This is a genomic window from Kitasatospora sp. NPDC058184, assembly GCF_042883725.1.
GTDB lineage: Bacteria > Actinomycetota > Actinomycetes > Streptomycetales > Streptomycetaceae > Kitasatospora.
In genome coordinates this window covers 108297-123299 of sequence record NZ_JBHVVE010000006.1, presented here as the reverse complement: position 1 = coordinate 123299, position 15003 = coordinate 108297, and the positions used below count along the sequence as shown (strand labels likewise).

The 15003-nt window shown below is 74.7% G+C and carries 14 protein-coding genes and 1 pseudogene; 6 read left to right on the top strand and 9 right to left on the bottom strand.

Translation table 11 applies throughout. The annotated features are described in order from the left end of the window. Positions 1-59 precede the first annotated feature (59 nt). Complete coding sequence (locus tag ACFVXH_RS13715) at positions 60-845, top strand: TetR/AcrR family transcriptional regulator (protein ID WP_234348181.1); 786 nt, start codon at positions 60-62, stop codon at positions 843-845. On the opposite strand, the gene ACFVXH_RS13710 is transcribed toward ACFVXH_RS13715, so the two are convergent. The 4 genes from ACFVXH_RS13710 to ACFVXH_RS13695 all read right to left on the bottom strand — a co-directional run bounded on the left by ACFVXH_RS13710 (position 842) and on the right by ACFVXH_RS13695 (position 5414). Then, positions 842-2218 carry a pyridoxal-phosphate dependent enzyme gene (locus ACFVXH_RS13710; protein ID WP_380780519.1) on the bottom strand — a complete coding sequence of 459 codons (1377 nt, stop codon included), beginning with the start codon at positions 2216-2218 and terminating at the stop codon, positions 842-844. The two genes, ACFVXH_RS13715 and ACFVXH_RS13710, sit on opposite strands and share 4 nt — an antisense overlap. 168 nt (positions 2219-2386) lie before the next feature. Continuing rightward, entirely contained in the window at positions 2387-3118 is a 732-nt protein-coding gene (locus tag ACFVXH_RS13705; protein WP_387823032.1) for a hypothetical protein, read from the bottom strand. A gap of 483 nt (positions 3119-3601) precedes the next feature. Further along, complete coding sequence (gene zapE, locus ACFVXH_RS13700) at positions 3602-4678, bottom strand: cell division protein ZapE (RefSeq protein ID WP_387823029.1); 1077 nt, start codon at positions 4676-4678, stop codon at positions 3602-3604. 370 nt (positions 4679-5048) lie between these two features. Continuing rightward, complete coding sequence (locus tag ACFVXH_RS13695; RefSeq protein ID WP_049654214.1) at positions 5049-5414, bottom strand: hypothetical protein; 366 nt, start codon at positions 5412-5414, stop codon at positions 5049-5051. Between the two features lie 141 nt (positions 5415-5555). Here ACFVXH_RS13695 and ACFVXH_RS13690 point away from each other — a divergent pair, with 141 nt between their 5' ends. From ACFVXH_RS13690 to ACFVXH_RS13680, 3 genes are read left to right on the top strand one after another with little or no spacing between them, the layout of a single operon-like run. Further along, positions 5556-5915: a hypothetical protein gene (locus ACFVXH_RS13690; RefSeq protein WP_049654212.1), complete on the top strand. Its 360-nt coding sequence runs from the start codon at positions 5556-5558 to the stop codon at positions 5913-5915. Next, positions 5912-6934 carry a hypothetical protein gene (locus ACFVXH_RS13685; RefSeq protein ID WP_387823024.1) on the top strand — a complete coding sequence of 341 codons (1023 nt, stop codon included), beginning with the start codon at positions 5912-5914 and terminating at the stop codon, positions 6932-6934. The genes ACFVXH_RS13690 and ACFVXH_RS13685 overlap by 4 nt, the downstream gene beginning before the upstream one ends. Continuing rightward, positions 6931-7320, top strand: coding sequence for a roadblock/LC7 domain-containing protein (locus ACFVXH_RS13680; protein WP_049654211.1), 390 nt, complete (start codon positions 6931-6933; stop codon positions 7318-7320). The genes ACFVXH_RS13685 and ACFVXH_RS13680 overlap by 4 nt, the downstream gene beginning before the upstream one ends. Before the next feature lie 192 nt (positions 7321-7512). Here the strand turns inward: ACFVXH_RS13680 and ACFVXH_RS13675 are convergent. Further along, positions 7513-8223: pseudogene (locus ACFVXH_RS13675) on the bottom strand (vWA domain-containing protein); the annotation flags it as partial. A 119-nt stretch (positions 8224-8342) separates the two neighbouring features. After that, positions 8343-8909, bottom strand: coding sequence for a hypothetical protein (locus ACFVXH_RS13670; protein WP_181970525.1), 567 nt, complete (start codon positions 8907-8909; stop codon positions 8343-8345). 151 nt (positions 8910-9060) lie between these two features. Between ACFVXH_RS13670 and ACFVXH_RS13665 the strand changes: the two genes are divergently transcribed. Both ACFVXH_RS13665 and ACFVXH_RS13660 read left to right on the top strand, forming a co-directional pair. Then, the gene (locus ACFVXH_RS13665; RefSeq protein WP_387823021.1) at positions 9061-10203 is read left to right on the top strand and encodes a serine hydrolase domain-containing protein; all 1143 of its coding nucleotides are present in this window, start codon (positions 9061-9063) and stop codon (positions 10201-10203) included. Then, positions 10191-10757, top strand: a complete 567-nt coding sequence (locus tag ACFVXH_RS13660; RefSeq protein ID WP_074002410.1) for a hypothetical protein — start codon at positions 10191-10193, stop codon at positions 10755-10757. Before ACFVXH_RS13665 ends, ACFVXH_RS13660 begins: the two co-directional genes overlap by 13 nt. A gap of 88 nt (positions 10758-10845) precedes the next feature. Here ACFVXH_RS13660 and ACFVXH_RS13655 read toward each other — a convergent pair whose 3' ends face one another. The 3 genes from ACFVXH_RS13655 to ACFVXH_RS13645 form a co-directional block, all read right to left on the bottom strand. Next, positions 10846-12240: an alpha/beta hydrolase gene (locus tag ACFVXH_RS13655; protein WP_375875518.1), complete on the bottom strand. Its 1395-nt coding sequence runs from the start codon at positions 12238-12240 to the stop codon at positions 10846-10848. Between the two features lie 171 nt (positions 12241-12411). Continuing rightward, the gene (locus ACFVXH_RS13650; RefSeq protein WP_049654204.1) at positions 12412-13221 is read right to left on the bottom strand and encodes an alpha/beta fold hydrolase; all 810 of its coding nucleotides are present in this window, start codon (positions 13219-13221) and stop codon (positions 12412-12414) included. A 96-nt stretch (positions 13222-13317) separates the two neighbouring features. Beyond that, positions 13318-14829 (bottom strand): PQQ-binding-like beta-propeller repeat protein, encoded by a 1512-nt coding sequence (locus tag ACFVXH_RS13645; RefSeq protein ID WP_380741146.1) that lies wholly within the window; start codon positions 14827-14829, stop codon positions 13318-13320. Between the last annotated feature and the right edge of the window lie 174 nt (positions 14830-15003).

The window sequence follows — 15003 nt, the reverse complement described above, 5'->3', positions numbered from 1 at the left end:
GCGCCATCGTACTACGTACGCCGTACGTATCTAAGATGGGAGGGCGAGGTGATCTTCCAGTGCCGTCCAGCAAGTCCCCCACCGGCCCCGACCAGCCGGAACAGTCGGAACAGCCCGACAGGCCCACGCCCCCCGAGGCCCCCGAAGTGATCTGGCTGCGCCCCGAGCGCACCGGCCGCGGCCCGCGCCCGGCCCACAGCCGGGACTCGATCGCCGCCGCGGCCATCGCGATCGCCGACGCCGAGGGCCTGGACGCGGTCTCCATGCGCCGGGTCGCGGCGGCGCTCGGCGCGGGCACCATGTCGCTCTACAACTACGTGCCGAAGAAGGAGCACCTGCTCGACCTGATGCTCGACGCGGTCGCCGGCGAGTACCGCTTCCCGCCCGCGCCGAGCGGTGACGTCCGGGCCGACCTCGCCGACCTGGCCCACCAGCAGCTCGGCCTCTCCCGCCGCCACCCCTGGCTGCCCGCACTGGTGCTGGTCCGCCCCAGCATCGGCCCCAACGCCCTGCGCTACACCGACCACTTCCTCGCCGTCACCGCCCCCACCGGCCTCGGCGGGGGCGCCCGGATGGAGGCGATGGCGCTGTTCAACGGCTTCGTCGGCCAGTTCGCCCAGTACGAGCAGACGGCCGCGGCGGGCGCCAAGTGGCAGGCGGAGCTGGTCGGTTACCTCGGCCAGGCGGCGGCGAGCGGCGAATTCCCGCACCTGGCCCAGGCGTTCGCCACCACCGGCCCGCCCGCCGACCCGGACCGGGCCTTCGACCGCACCCTGGACCGGGTGATCTCGGCGATCCTGGCACCCGCCGAAGGGGGCGCCCAGGAGACAGTCGAAGGGGGTTAGGCCACCGCCTCCCTCGGCAGCACCCCGGCCACCCGCCCGTCCACCAGGACCATGACCGCCCGGTGCGTCCTCCCGAGCGCCGTCCGCGCGTCGGCCGCCGACTGCCCGACGCCGACCGTCGGCAGCGCCGGCCCGATCAGCCCGCCCAGCGGGTCGCCCGGCTTGGCGGCGCCGTCCGCGAGCGCCGCCGCCAGCGCGGCCCGGGAGACCGAGCCGACCACCTCCGTCGCGGCCACCCCGTACGGGCGCGCCGCCCGCGCCAGCACCGCCGGGGCCACGCCGCCCGGCGCACCGCCCAGCGCCTCCAGCGCCTCGCCCACGGTCGCGCCGGCGGCCACCGTCACCAGCGGCGCGGCGGCGTCGAGCAGCGGCCGCAGGCCGTCCGCCGCCTCCTCCAGGAAGCCCCACTCCCGCATCCACGCGTCGCTGTGCACCTTGGACAGGTAGGAGCGCCCCGAGTCCGGCAGCACCACCACGACCAGGTCGTCCGGCCCGAGCCGGCGCGCCACCCGCAGCGCCGCCGCCACGGCCGCGCCGGAGGACGGGCCGGCCAGCAGGCCCTCCTCGCGGGAGAGGCGACGGGCGGCCAGCAGCGCCTCGCGGTCCGGGATCCGCTCGTAGGAGTCGATCAGCTCCGTACGCAGGGCCTGCGGCATGCGGTCCTCGACGGTGTCGGGGTGGAGGTAGTGCCCGATGCTCTCGACGTACCACGGGCTGCCGTCGCCGCCCCCGTACGTGGAGGACTCCGGGTCCGCGCCGACCACGGTCACGGCGCCGCCGGAGGTCTCCTTGAGGAAGCCGCCGGTGCCGGTGATGGTGCCGCCGGTACCGACGCCGGCGACGAAGTGGGTCACCCGGCCGCCGGTCTGCTCCCAGATCTCGGGGCCGGTGGTCCGGATGTGGGCGTCCGGATTGGCCAGGTTGTCGTACTGGTTGGCGAGCCAGGCACCGGGGATCTCCTCGGCCAGCCGCTGCACGACGTTGAACAGGTGCCTCGGGTCCTCGGCCGGCACGGCGGTCGGCGCGAGGACGACCTCCGCCCCGTACGCCCGCAGGATGTCCGACTTCTCGGCCGACGACTTGTCGGCCACCCCGGCGATCACCCGGTACCCGCGCTGCCGCCCGACGATCGCCAGGCCGATGCCGGTGTTCCCGCTGGTCGCCTCGATGATCGTCCCGCCCGGCTTCAGCAGGCCGTCCCGCTCGGCGGCCAGCACCATCGAGAGCGCGGCGCGGTCCTTGACGCTGCCGCCGATGTTGAGGAACTCGGCCTTGGCGTAGATCGGCGCGGCGATCCCGGCGCCGAGCCGGGCCAGCCGGATCAGCGGCGTCCCGCCGATCGCGTCGAGGACGGATTCGTGAACTGCGGCCATCATCGGCCCCTTTCGCTAGCACTGTCAGCCCGAGCCTGCCCAGGCCACGGGCTCGGTAGACGGTAGCGACACCGTTCCTCATCCGGCCGAAACATTGTCCGACGGCCGGGATCGGGTACGGGCCGGTGCGAGCAGGGACGGGCGGGCGCAAGCGGGGACGGTCGTCGATCAAGCGGGCAGCCGGCGGGGTCCCCCCGGGGTCCTCCCCCGGTTCCGGCGCCGCACCGCCTCCGCCGCGAGCAGCGCCGCCGGGACGGCCGCGGCCGGCACCGTCCACCACGGCAGGCCGGTCACGGACGCGAGCACCGCGGGCACTCCGCAGGCGAGCAGCGTCCACAGGACGAGCGACCGGGCGAGGTCGAGGGTGACGTCGCCGGGGCGGCCGGTGAACCGCAGCGCGCCCAGGACGGCGGCGAGCACCGCCAGCAGCGCGGCGAACGTGCCCACCCCGGCGGTGAACTGCCCCTCGTCGCGGGGCTCGTCGTACGAGGCCTGCGCGACACCGGCCCGTTCCAGGCGCATCACCCGGCCGCGCCACACCGTGCCGTCCACCCGGTCTCCGGGCTTCAGTGCGTCCAGCAGCGGCCCGCCGTCGGCGAACCCCACCTCGCCGCTCCAGAACGGCGCGCCGTCCAGCGTCGCCCGGAACTCGGAGCTCTTGCCCGCGTTGCGGACGACCGTGCCGCTGACGGTGAACGGCACGGTGCGCACGCACTCCTCGACCCCCGCGCCCGGGCTCCCGGCCGGGCAGGCCACGGCGGCCGTGTACGAGCGGTACCGCTCGGCGTCGTCCGGCAGCACGACGGTGAACACGTACCAGGCGGCCGCCGCCGGGGCCAGCGCCGCGACGGCGAGCAGCGCGCCGCCGGTGCGGGTCCATGGTGAGGGACGGTGGGTCATGACGGTTCTCCCCCCGGTCCGGTGCGCGGCCGGAACCCCCGGGTCGCCGTCGCCGGGGCGTGCCGCCCCGCCCCTTCCGGGGTCGGACGGTACCGGGCGGTCGGAACGCCGGACGGTGTCGCGGTTCTCGGAGTCTGTCCGGAGCTCGCCGAAGCCCCGTGAGCGATGCGTACGGCCTGAGCGGGTCCGCGCGAGGAGCGGCGGGTACCCAGCCGCGGCCGGGCCGGCGGCGCGCCGGCGGACCTCGCGTCGAGCGCCACGCACACCACCCCCGGACCGGCTCGCGGACACAGCTGTCCCTCGATCGCCGACCAGGCTTCCCGGCACTCCTTCGCGCACGCTACCGGACTCCGCCCCGGCCTGGCACGCCGGTTCGCCAAGGCGCCGGGCGAGCAACCCCCCTCCAGGGCCGGCGTGATCGACCGGGCAAGTCCTGGCACTCCGGCAGGACTTCTCCGTTCCCGCCGGTCGCCCGGCGGGCGCTCAGCCGGCGGCCTCCCGAACCGGCGGGCGGAGGAGGGCGAGGCGACTGGCTGTGCGGTCGAGGTCGCGCATGAGGGTGGAGCCGGTGGCGAGGCCGGCGAGCGGATCGGCGCCGATCAGGACCAGGCGGACGTCGCGGTCACAGCAGACGTCGACCAGGTTGGCGAAGCGCCGACGGCCGTCGGGGGACGCCTCGGCGAGCGGTGGGACGCCGTCGAGGACGACGGTGGGGAAGCGGTCGACGAGTGCGAGGTAGTCCGCGACGGAGGTGAGGCCCTCGCACAGCTCCTGGAAGCCGAACCACACGTGGTCCTCGCGGGCCGCCCGGGCCGACAGCTCACGGCGGTGGGCGGCCACCGGACCCGCTTCCTCGGGCCCGGGCGGGGTGAGACCGGCCGAGGGCTCGTCGCCGGGGCGGAGACGGGCGCCGAGGTCGAACCCGTGAGCGCGCTCCGACCGGGGCTGCCGCCGGAAGTCGACCGGCCCGGAGACGTCGAGCACGTCCATCCGCTCCTCGATCAGCCTGATCGTCGGCTCGAAGAGGTGGTGGTACAGCGGGTCGGGCATCAGCCCGGCGGGCGGGTAGTTGGACGTGGTGACAAGGGTGATCCGCCGGTCCAGCAGGGTGCGGAGGAGACGGGCGACCAGCATCGCGTCACCCGCGTCGTGGGCGTGGAACTCGTCGAAGACGAGGATCCGGCAGTTGCCGAGCAGCTCGTCCACGGCCCGGTCCACCGCCGCGCCGTCCGCGCTCCGGCTCTCGGAGTGGTGGGCGACACCCTCGTGCAGTCGGCGGAAGAAGTCGTGGAAGTGCAGCCGCCGCTTGCGCGGGGTCGGCAGCCCCTCGAGGAAGGTGTCCACCAGCCAGCTCTTGCCGCGGCCGACCGGGCCCCAGAGGTAGAGGTGCCGCGGACTGCGGCGCAGCCGCCAGGCCGGGTGGGCCAGCTCGCCGGCCAGCCGACTGAGTCGTTCGACCGGCAACTCCTGGGCGGGATCGAGCGTGAATCCGTGCTGCCCCGCGGCCCGGTGGAAGTGCCCGCGCATCGCCTCGTACTGGTTCCGCACCCCGTCCGTCACGGGTCCGGACCATAGCAGGGCATCAGAACCGTCGGGATCACCGGGAGTTGCCCGGTCCGCGGCACCGCCGAAACACCGGCGCTCCGGCGGTTCGACCACGGTATTCCGGCGCTCCGCCGCCGGCCGGAACAGCCGGGGCGAATATGACGCCCAGTCATCGGAAAGTCACGCATTTCCGTGCCGGGCGCACACCCGCGATATTCGCGGCCCGATTCCCGCGGACGGATCTCCGTAGCCGCTTCGTCACGCCGCGCATTCGCTCCGTCCGGAATTCCGCGCGCGAAACGCGGCCCGCGCGGGCCTTCGGGCAGGGCGTCCGGTCAGGGCGTCCGGACGGGGCGCGGACACCCGGGCGGCCGGCCCGGCCCCGCTAGATGTCGAGAGCGGCCTCGATGCGCTTGAGACCGTGCCGGGCGAGCGCGAGGTTGGCCCGCGAGCGGTCCAGCGCCAGGTAGAGGAAGAGCGAGCCGTGACCGCGGGTCAGCGGGCGGATCAGGTGGTACTGGGTGCCGAGGGTGATCAGGACGTCCTCGATGACATCATCGATCGACAGCGCGGCCAGGGCGCGTATCTTCGCACGAACGACCTCGGTGTTGGCGGCGGCCGCAATCTCCAGGTCGAGCTGCTGCCCCCCGCCGAGGAACCCGAGTGACATACCGCTCTCGTGGTCGGCCACGGCCACTCCGATGGCCCCCTCGATGGCCATCGCGTCCTTGAGTGCCTCGTCAATGTTCATGCGCTGTTCGTCCTTTGCGTGACTTCCGGGCAGAACTCCCGTGTGCGGGAACAAAATAGCAAGAAGCCGCCGGTTGTGGTCGCCTCGTGAAAATGATGGAATAAAGTACGCTGCCGGGGTTCAGAACGTGAAGGGGTACTGGTGCGCGCACTCGACGCTTCCCTCTCCGATGTGCTCGGCTCCCCCGGAGTGGTCGGTGCCGCGCTCGTCGACGCCGTCACGGGTCTCAGCTACCAGTCCGCCGGGGACCACCGGCTGCTCGGGACCGGGGCCGAACTCGCCGAGCTGACCAACCTGATCGGCGAGCGGCTGTACGAGGCAGGGGCGGAGAGCGAGTTGGAGAGCCTGGTGGTCACCAGCACCCGCCATCACCAGGTCGTCCAGGTGCTGTCCCGGAAGGGCGACCCCCTGCTGCTGGCCACCGTGCTGGACCGGGAACGGACCAACCTGGCACTGGCCCTCCGCCAGACCGCCGACCGCGCGCAGGACTTGCTGGCATGACCGACCCGTCCCGCGGCACGGCGCCGCCCGCCGTGCCCGCGACTCCCACGACGCCGGCTCCACCCACCGCGCGCAACGTGCCCGCACTGCTGCTCGCGCTGCGCCGGACGGAGTTCACCGGCTCGGTCACCGTCTCCAGCGCACCGGGCGGCACGATCCACCTGGAGCAGGGTCTGGTCGCGGCGATCGAGACCCCCGGGGCCCCGACCGCCGCGACCCTGCTGCTGAAGTCCCGGCGCGTCGGCGAGGAGGAGTGGGCGTCCGCCGAGACGGCCGCGTCCATCGGCCGACCGACCGACGCTCCCCCGACCTGGGGCGGCGACCTCGGCGCGGCCCTGGTGGCTCAGGGGTCGATCGGCGCCGCCGAGCTCGAAGCCGTCTGCGCCGCCGCCGCCTTCGACGGAGCCTTCGCCCTGGTGCTGAGCCCGCCCGGCAGTTGGGAGACGGCCGAGGCGGCGCCGCCTGCCAGGATCGCGCTGCGCCCGGGCATCGAGCCGGAGCGACTCTTCGAGGAGACCGCCCGGCGGACGGCCCTGCTGACCCGCCTCTGGGGACCGCCCGGCGAACTGGCCCGCATCCGGATCCGTCCTGCCGCCCGGGCCGAGTCCGGCGCGCTGCGGATCCCGGTCCGCTACCGGGAGATCCTGGCCGCCGCCACCGGCCGCCGCACCGCGCGCGACCTCGGCTTCGCCCTGGGACGCGGTGTGTTCGCCGTGCTCCTCGACGTCGTACGGATGGACGCCCGGCACCTGCTCCACCGGGAACCGGCTCACCCGGGGCCCCTGGCACCGAGCGTGGCCCCGCGCACGCCGACGAGCGAACCGCCGCCGGCCGACACCGGGCCGCTGCCGCGCCGCGTCCGCAGCGGACGCGGCGCGGGTGGTCCGGGCGGCCCCGGCGGCCTGCCCGCCCGATCCGAGGGAGCGGCGGCCGCTTCCGACGGTCCACCGAACGCACACCGCGCCGAGCACACCGCGCGTACCGAGACGACCGAGCAGAGCGAGAAGAGCGCACCATGAGCAGCCAGACACCGACCGCCGTGCTGGTCGACGAGTTGAAGTCCCTCCGCGACCGGGTCATGGGCATCTCGGAGAGTGTCGTCTCCACCACCGACGGCCTGTTGGTGGCCGCCGACACGGCCGCCGTCCACCCCGAGTCGGCCGCCGCCCTGTCCGCCGCCATGCTCGGCCTCGGCCGGCGCACCGCGGCCGAGGTCGGCGTGGGCGGCCTGCGCGACGTGGTCACCCGCTGCACCAGCGGCTACGTCGTGGTGCTGGCGATCGGGGAGCAGGCGCTGCTGATGATTCTGGGAGACGAGGGCCTCGACATCGCCGGCCTGCACCGCGAGTCGCCCGCCACGGTCCGCCGCCTGAGCGAGCTGCTCGGGATGGTCCCCGCGGTCTAGGCCCTCTCTTTCGGATCATGCCGGGCGCGCGGCGTGATCCGGAAGAGAGCGCCTGGTCCCGACGCCGTCGGGTTACCGACCGCGGCGGCCCCGCTTCCCCAGTCCCTCGGTCAGCGTGGCCCAGAAGCCCCGGCGCTGCGGCTGCTCCTCGGCCGCGGCGCCGACCGGCGGCCGCAGCGCCGGGCCGTCCGGGACGATGCCCTGGGCCCGGGCGGCCACCAGCCAGCTCGGCAGCTCGGTGAGCAGCAGGTCGTACAGCTCGTCGTCGGAGACCGTCCGGGGGTCGCGCCCCAGGTGGACGAAGCCCGCGTTGTCGATCGGCCGCTTCTCCGGGACGGGCAGTTCGTCCAGCTTCCGCAGGAAGTCGAACTGCCGGCTGTCCGGGTCGCCAAAGCCGATGAACTGCCAGAAGATCGGCAGCGTCGCCGCCTCGCAGAGCTTCTTCTCCGCCGCGGGCTTGCTGATCGGGCCGCCGTCCGTCTGGAACAGCACGAAGGCCGGGTCCGTTGCTCCGCTCTCCCGGTAGTGCCGGATGACCGCGTCCATCGCCAGGTGGTAGCTGGTCCTGCCCATGTGGCCGAGGCCCGCGACGATCCGGTCGATCCAGCCCGCGTGGTCCTCCAGGGCGATCTCGGCCTGGGCGTCGACCTCGGTGGAGAAGAAGACGACCGGCACGGTCCCGTCGTCGTCCAGGTGGGCCGACAGCCCCAGGACCCGGTCCGCGAGCGCCTGGACGCTGCCGTCCTTGTAGTAGGGCCGCATCGAGCCGGAGTAGTCGACCACCAGGTACACCGCCACCCGCTGGCCGTTCAGCCCGCGCCGCTCCACCGAGGCGCCGGCCGTCTTGTAGAGGCTCACCAGCGCGGGCGCGCTCTGCTCGACCTTGCTCAGACTGACGGCCATGTGTCGCTCCCTCGCTCACTGCGGCAGCCGGGCTGCCGGGGCGCGTGATCGTCAACGCGCTCCGGACACTGTGCGCGGCGGACGGCGGTGAGGGCAAGCCGTCCGCCCGGCGCGGCCGCTCACAGGCCGTTCGGGTGCCCCGACAGCCACCCGGCGTGCCGCTCCTTCAGCCGGTCCCGTTCCTCCGTCGACGCCAGGTAGACGTCCGCCCCGCCGTCGTACGGGTGGTACAGCCGCCGCAGGCCGGGGCCGGCGATGATCACCCCGCCCTCCCGGTCGTCGGCGACGCGCCGCAGCAGCCCGTCCAGGCCGCCGCGCCGCCACCGCCGCCGCTCCACGAAGACGTGGCAGTAGGTGCGGAACTCCGGCTCGGGGTCGTCGGTCTGGAGCCAGGTCCGCCAGTGCTTCGCGTCCCGGCGCATCCGGGGGGCGCTCTCCCGACTCGACCACCGCGGGGTGAGGACGTACACCTCGGCGCCCGCGAACAGCTCGTCCAGCACGGTGTTGTGGCGCTCCAGCACGATCGCGTACTCGCGCTCGTCGTCGGGGTAGCGCTTGGACTCCGGCAGGCTGTGGAACCGTACCCAGACGTCCCGCGCCCCGCCGAGCTCGTACCCGACGGGCTCCGTGCCGGGCCACCGCCGCTCCCAGAGCGCCGTGAGCGCCGTCCGCGCCTCGCGATCCACCCGCTGTCCTCCTCCTCATCGACCGGCGAGTCTGCCACATCCGTCCCACCCGTCCCGGCCTGGTGAAATCCCCTCGTCAGGGGCGCCGGGCTCCCGTAGCGTGGTTCGGTCGATCTTGAGGGCGGAACTGGGCAGAACGGGGCACCACATCATGCAGCAGCACCAGGGCTGGGCCGACGAGCGCTTCGGCGCCGTCGCGGACGTCTTCGCCGCCAACTTCGCCGGGTTCCCCGAGCTGGGCGCCGCCGTCACGGTGTTCGCCGGGGGCCGGAAGGTGGTCGAGCTGTGGGGCGGCACGGCCGACGAGCGCACCGGGCGGGCCTGGACGCAGGACACCCTCGTGCCCGTCTTCTCCTGTGCCAAGGGCCCGGTGAGCATCAGCGCCCACCTGCTCGCCGAGCGGGGCCGGCTCGACCTGGACGCGCCGGTCGCCCGCTACTGGCCGGAGTTCGCCCGCAACGGCAAGCAGGACGTCACCACCCGGATGATCCTCGGCCACCGGGCCGGCATCCCCGCCCTGGACGCGGCGCTCTCCTTCGAGGAGGTCGCCGCCTGGGATCCGGTGGTCCGGGCGATCGAGGCGCAGCAGCCGCTCTGGGAGCCGGGCACCGCGTACGAGTACCACGGCCATGTGCTCGGCTTCGCGGTCGGCGAGGTGATCCGCCGGATCACCGGGCTGACCCCGGGCGCGTTCCTGCGCAAGGAGATCGCCGAGCCGCTCGGCCTGCCGGTCTGGATCGGCCTGCCGGAGAGCGAACTCCCCCGCCTGGCCCGGCTGGTGGAGGCCGAGGGCCGCCGTCCGATGCCCGGCCCGGAGCACCTGCTGACCCGGATCGTCACCATGAACGGCGCCCTGGTCTTCCCCGGCCTGGATGTGCCGCACGGCTGGAACGACCCGGCGCTGCACGCGATCGAGCTGCCCGGCGCGGGCGCCGTCGCCTCCGCCACCGGCCTGGCGGGCCTCTACGCGGCGGCGGCCACCGGACTGGACGGCGCGCCCCGCCTGCTCTCGCCCGACACCGTGACCGGCGCGGTGCGCGAAGTCTCCTCCGGGGCGGGCTTCCTGGGCTTCGACATGGGCGCCCGCTGGGGCTCCGGGCTGCTGCTCGACTCCCCCGCTTTCCGCCCGCTGCTCGGCGCGCGCAGCTTCGGCAACGACGGCGCCGGCGGCCAGTTCGCCTTCGGGGACGACGAGTTCGGCGTCGGCTTCGCCTATGTCGCCAACCGGATGATCGGCCACGGCGACGCCCGGGCGAACCGCCTGATCGAGGCGGTGCGCGAGTGCCTGGGCTGACCGGCTTCCTCCCGCTCGTCACCGTCCTGGCCACCACCGGCGGCCTCGGCGAGCTGCGCTACGGCGCCTCGCTGCCCGAACTCGCCGTCCACTACGGCGATCCGTGGGACGGCGGCGGCATCCACCGGGGCGACCGGTGGCCGCACGCCTTCTGCTGGGGCGATGTGCGGACGGTGTTCTGCCGCTGCCGCCGGCTCCACTCGCTCTCCCTGCCGGTCTGGCAGGGAGAGCTCGACCTCCCGCAGCCGGGCGGCGGTTCGGCGACGCTCGACACCCACGTCTCCGAGGCCGACCTGATGGCGGCGCTGACCGCCACCGGCCACAGCTGGCAGACGGTGACGTACGAGAACCTCCCGGACCAGCGGAATCTGCTGTTCTCGCCGGCCGAGGAGGTCCGGGTGGAGCTGGTCCTGACGAACCGGGCGTCCCAGGACGGGCCGCCGCTGGAGGCGTGGGCGCTGCACAAGGCGTTGCTGTGGGGCTACGAACACCTCGACTGCCCCGAGCCCGACCGCTCCCTGCCCGACGACGGCTGGGGCGCGGCCGGGCCGTAGCGCGGCGGCGAGCCGTTCCGTCCCCTGCTCGGAACGGCCCACCGCCGGCGGCGGTCCACCGTCGGCCGCAACCCGCCGACGGCCCCCGCTACTTGAGCAGGAAGTCGTACACCGCCTGCCGCCCGGCCGGGTCGGCCGCCCGGGTCTGCACCGAGTGCGCCGCACCCGGGACGATCACGACCTGCGGGTCGTGCGCCAGCTCCGCCTGCTGGTACAGCCACTCGTTCGGCGTGGACAGGTCCCGGTCGCCGCCGAGCAGCAGCACCGGCACGTTCGGCAGCCTGCGGTGCGCCGGCGGGATCGGCGGCACCTGCTCGCGCGGCCAGTCCAGGCAGACCAGTTGGCTGCCGAGCCCGGTCGCGGTCGCCGCGTCGTACGGCCAGGTCTGCTCGGCGGTCAGCCGCTGCCGGGTGCGCTCCAGCGCGGCCGCCCGGCCCGCGACCGGGGTGTCCGTGCTGCCCCACGGGAAGCGCGAGTCCGCGCAGACGGTGGCGGCGTGCAGGCCCTGGCTGAGCGCCTCGGCCGGGGCCGCGTCGTCCCGGTGGACGGTCTCGATGAAGGCCTGGAGCTTGGCGGGCTGCCCGCCGGCGGCCTCGTGCAGCGCCTCCGGGACCCCGCCGTAGTTCGGGTCGGTGAACTCGTAGCTGGTGAGGGCGTCCAGGACCTGCGCCCCGTTGCCGTACCGCCGGACGGTGGCGGCCAGGTCGGCGGCCGGGTCGGTGGTGCAGCCGGTGGCCTGGCAGGCGGCCCGCAGCACCCGGGCACTGGCGGGCAGCGCGGCCAGGTCGAGCGGGTCGTAGCCCTGCTGCGGCACCACCGAGTCGAGCACCAGCCGGGCCACGTGCGCCGGGTGGGCGAGCGCGTACCGCTCGGCGACGAGGGTGCCGTACGAGACGCCGTCGAGGGTCAGCCGCCGGTCACCGAGGGCACCGCGCAGCCGGTCGATGTCGGCGACGGTGTCCGCGGTGCTGTAGAAACGGGCGTTGGGGCCCAGGGTGGCGGCGCAGTCGGCGATCGACTGCTTGCGCGGCACGGCGAGGTCGGAGGAACCCATGTCCTCCTGGAGGCCCGGGCACTGGAGCGCACGGGCGCCGGTGCCGCGCTGGTCGTACATCACCAGGCGGTAGTCCTTGAGGACGGGCGCCATCTTGCCGGCGATCCGCTTCATCAGCGGGACGCCGGGCTGGCCGGGGCCGCCGGTGAGGAACAGCAGGTCGCCCTTGGGGGCCGCGGTGTTCCCGGCGACGGCCACCGCGAGGTCGAGGGTGCCGGGGACGGCGCCGCTGTGGTCGAGCGGGACGGTGAGGGTCCCGCAGGTGAACTCGGGCGCGTCCGGGCAGGGCGCCTGCCCGGCGATCCCGCCGCCTGGCCTGGCCGTGGCGAGTGTGTCGGCCGTGGCGGCCGCGGGAGTGGCCAGCGTGGTGCCGGCGACCACCGCGACGGCGCCCAGCAGGGCGGCGATGCGGCCGCGCGTGCTCGTCATGTGAGTCCTTCCGCTCGCACCGCGTCCGTACTGACGCGGGCACGGAAGTAGCCTGCGCCCGGGACGACGGCGAAGGCGAGCGGTTATCCGGGGATTCGACCAGGAGCGAATCCCCGACGGAGCCAGTGACGGTGACGCACCGTCACATCAATCGCGGAAGCCGCGGCAGTCTCAGAGCAGCGCCCGCGGCAGCACCACCCGCACCCACTCCTCCGGCTGCGACAGGTGCGGGGCGTGCCCGGCGCCGCCGTACAGGTGGCGTTCCGCCTTGGGCAAGGTGAGGTCGATGAGGTCCAGCACCTCGCCGAACATCGGCGCGCTCTCGTCGCTCTGGGTGAGCAGCGCGGGCTCGCCGAAGCGGGCGAGCCCGATGAGGTCGAGGTCGAGCGCGTCCGGGTCGCGCAGCTCGTCCAGGTAGGTGGGCGCGTTGCGGATGTAGCTGTGCCGGACCGGCGCGGGCAGCTGCTCCCAGGCGCCGGGGCCGAAGGCGAGGCTGTCCACGTACAGTTCGGCGGCGGCCGCCGACTCGGCCTGTTCCAGCAGCTCCCGGACGGCGGCGATCCGGTCGGCGAAGCCGGTGCCGAGCGGTCGCAGGTCCGGGTCGGCGAGCAGGATGCCGGTGCCCGGCGGCTCGTGCACGGCGATCCCGCGCAGCAGGTCGGGCCGGGCGGCGGCGAGCCGGAGGACGACCAGGGCGCCGTAGGAGTCGCCGTAGGCGAAGGCGGGCGCGAGGCCCAGCTCGTGGATCAGCCCGGCCAGGTCGGCCGCGTCCTCGTGCACCGAACCCTGGGTGAGCGGGTCCTCGCTGCGGCTGTGCCCCCGGCGGTCGTAGGCGACCGCGGTGGTGGACTCCGCCAGGCCGGGCAGCACCCGCGCCCAGGAGTCCGCGTCGCTCCAGGAACCGTGCACCAGGACGACGCCGGGGCCCTCGCCACGGGCCTCGTAGTGCAGCGCCACCCCGTTCACCCTGATCTCGGCCATCACGAGTCTCCCGGTCTCGGCGGTGCTCCCCCACCAGACTGACACAACCACCCGAAAGGGTCAGGTCCGTCGGCGGCGGGCCCCGTCCCGGCCCCGTCAGCTCATCGCCCGCACCGGCGGCTCGTCCCGTGTCCCGTCCTCCGCGACCACCGTGAACCGCTCAGCGTCCGACACCGACAGGTCCACCGGATAGAGCGACGCGGTGTCGTTGACGTCCAGCACGGCGCTCTGCCGCCCGGTCGCCGCCTCCACCCTGGTCACCCGGCCCCGGGTCATCGCCCACACCGAGCCGCCGTCCACCACCAGGCCGGTCACCTGGTCGTCCAGCCCCGCCGTCCACCGCTTGCCGCCGTCCGTCAGCGAGTACGCCAGCAGCCGGCCGGTGGCGGTGCGGCTCGGGTGCTTGCCACCGCTGATGCCGATGTCGCCGGGCTTCTCCCCCGGTACGACGAACAGGTCCCCGACCACCACCCCGCCGAACAGCGGCCGGGCGCTGAACTCGTCGAAGGCGTGCAGCCCGCCCAGCATCACGTCCAGGTCGTACTCGTCCCCGGCGACCGGTATCACCGCCCGCTGCCGGCCGGTCCGGTCGTAGCTGAGCACCGCGTGGGTGCCGCGCTCGGCCTGGGCGTCCACCCACACCGCGAGCGGGTCGACCGACACCACCGCGAGGTTCTTCAGCCCGCCCGCCGCGGGCAGCGCGATCCGCCGCTGCTCCCGGCCGTCCGCCGGGGCCAGCGAGCGCAGCACGGGCGGCGCGGCGCCGCACTGCGCGACCGTGACGGCGTCCCCGGGCCCGCCCGCGACCTGCAGCGGGGTGCAGCCCGGGTCGGCCGCGCCGCGCCAGACGTCCCGGCCGTCGGCCAGCCGTACGGCGCGCCAGCCGGCCTTCTCCTGGAGGAGGGCCTGCTGCCCGGCCACCGCGACCACGTCCGGAGTCGCGTCGTCCCCGTCCCGGGCGGGCGCGTCCACGGCGGCGGTCCAGCCCTCCCTGCCGTCGGAGAGGTCGAGCGCGGTGACGGCGGAGCACGGCTTGTCGTGCGGCGCGTGGCCGATCAGGCCGAGGGCGCCGCCGCGGCCCGTGCCGTCAGGCCCGGTCGTCCGGCTCATCGCGCACACCGTGTCCTCCCCGGGCGGGGCCCAGTGCCAGGCGACGGCCCCGGTCGTCCGGCGGTACGCCACCACCAGGTCCGGCCGGGCCCGGACCACCAGGTCCCCGCTGGTCCAGCTGCCCACCGCGCGGATCGTCGACGGCCGGTCCAGCGGCGCCTTCCAGGAGTCGTTGAGGCCGTCCCCGGCGAAGCCGACGAAGATCCCGAGCCCCAGTACCGCCCCGACGGCGGCCGACGGGAACCCGGCCCTCGGGTGGATCAGCGCCCAGACGAAGCCCGCGCCGCAGGGCATCAGCCCCAGGATGCTGATGATCCCCATGTACGCGAGGCTGTCGCCGCCGAACCCGTTCGCCGGGCCGAACAGCACCGCCAGCCCCATGCTCGCGAACAGCGCCCCCAGCACCCCGCCGGAGACCACCATCCAGGTCTCCCGGTCCCAGGCGGACCACACTCCCCACTTCGCCCGGACGACACTGTCCTCGGGCCGAACGGCCATGCCGGTCTCTCCCCTGCGACGCGCCGCCCACCGCGTCGGGGCGACGATCATCGGATCGTCGCAGAGCGCGCCATGATCCGGAACAAAGAGCAGGGAAAACCCCGGCCATGACCCGCACATACCGGGCCCGGGGCGCCGGTGGCACCTGCTCTCCACGGCGCGCGCCGGGCGCGG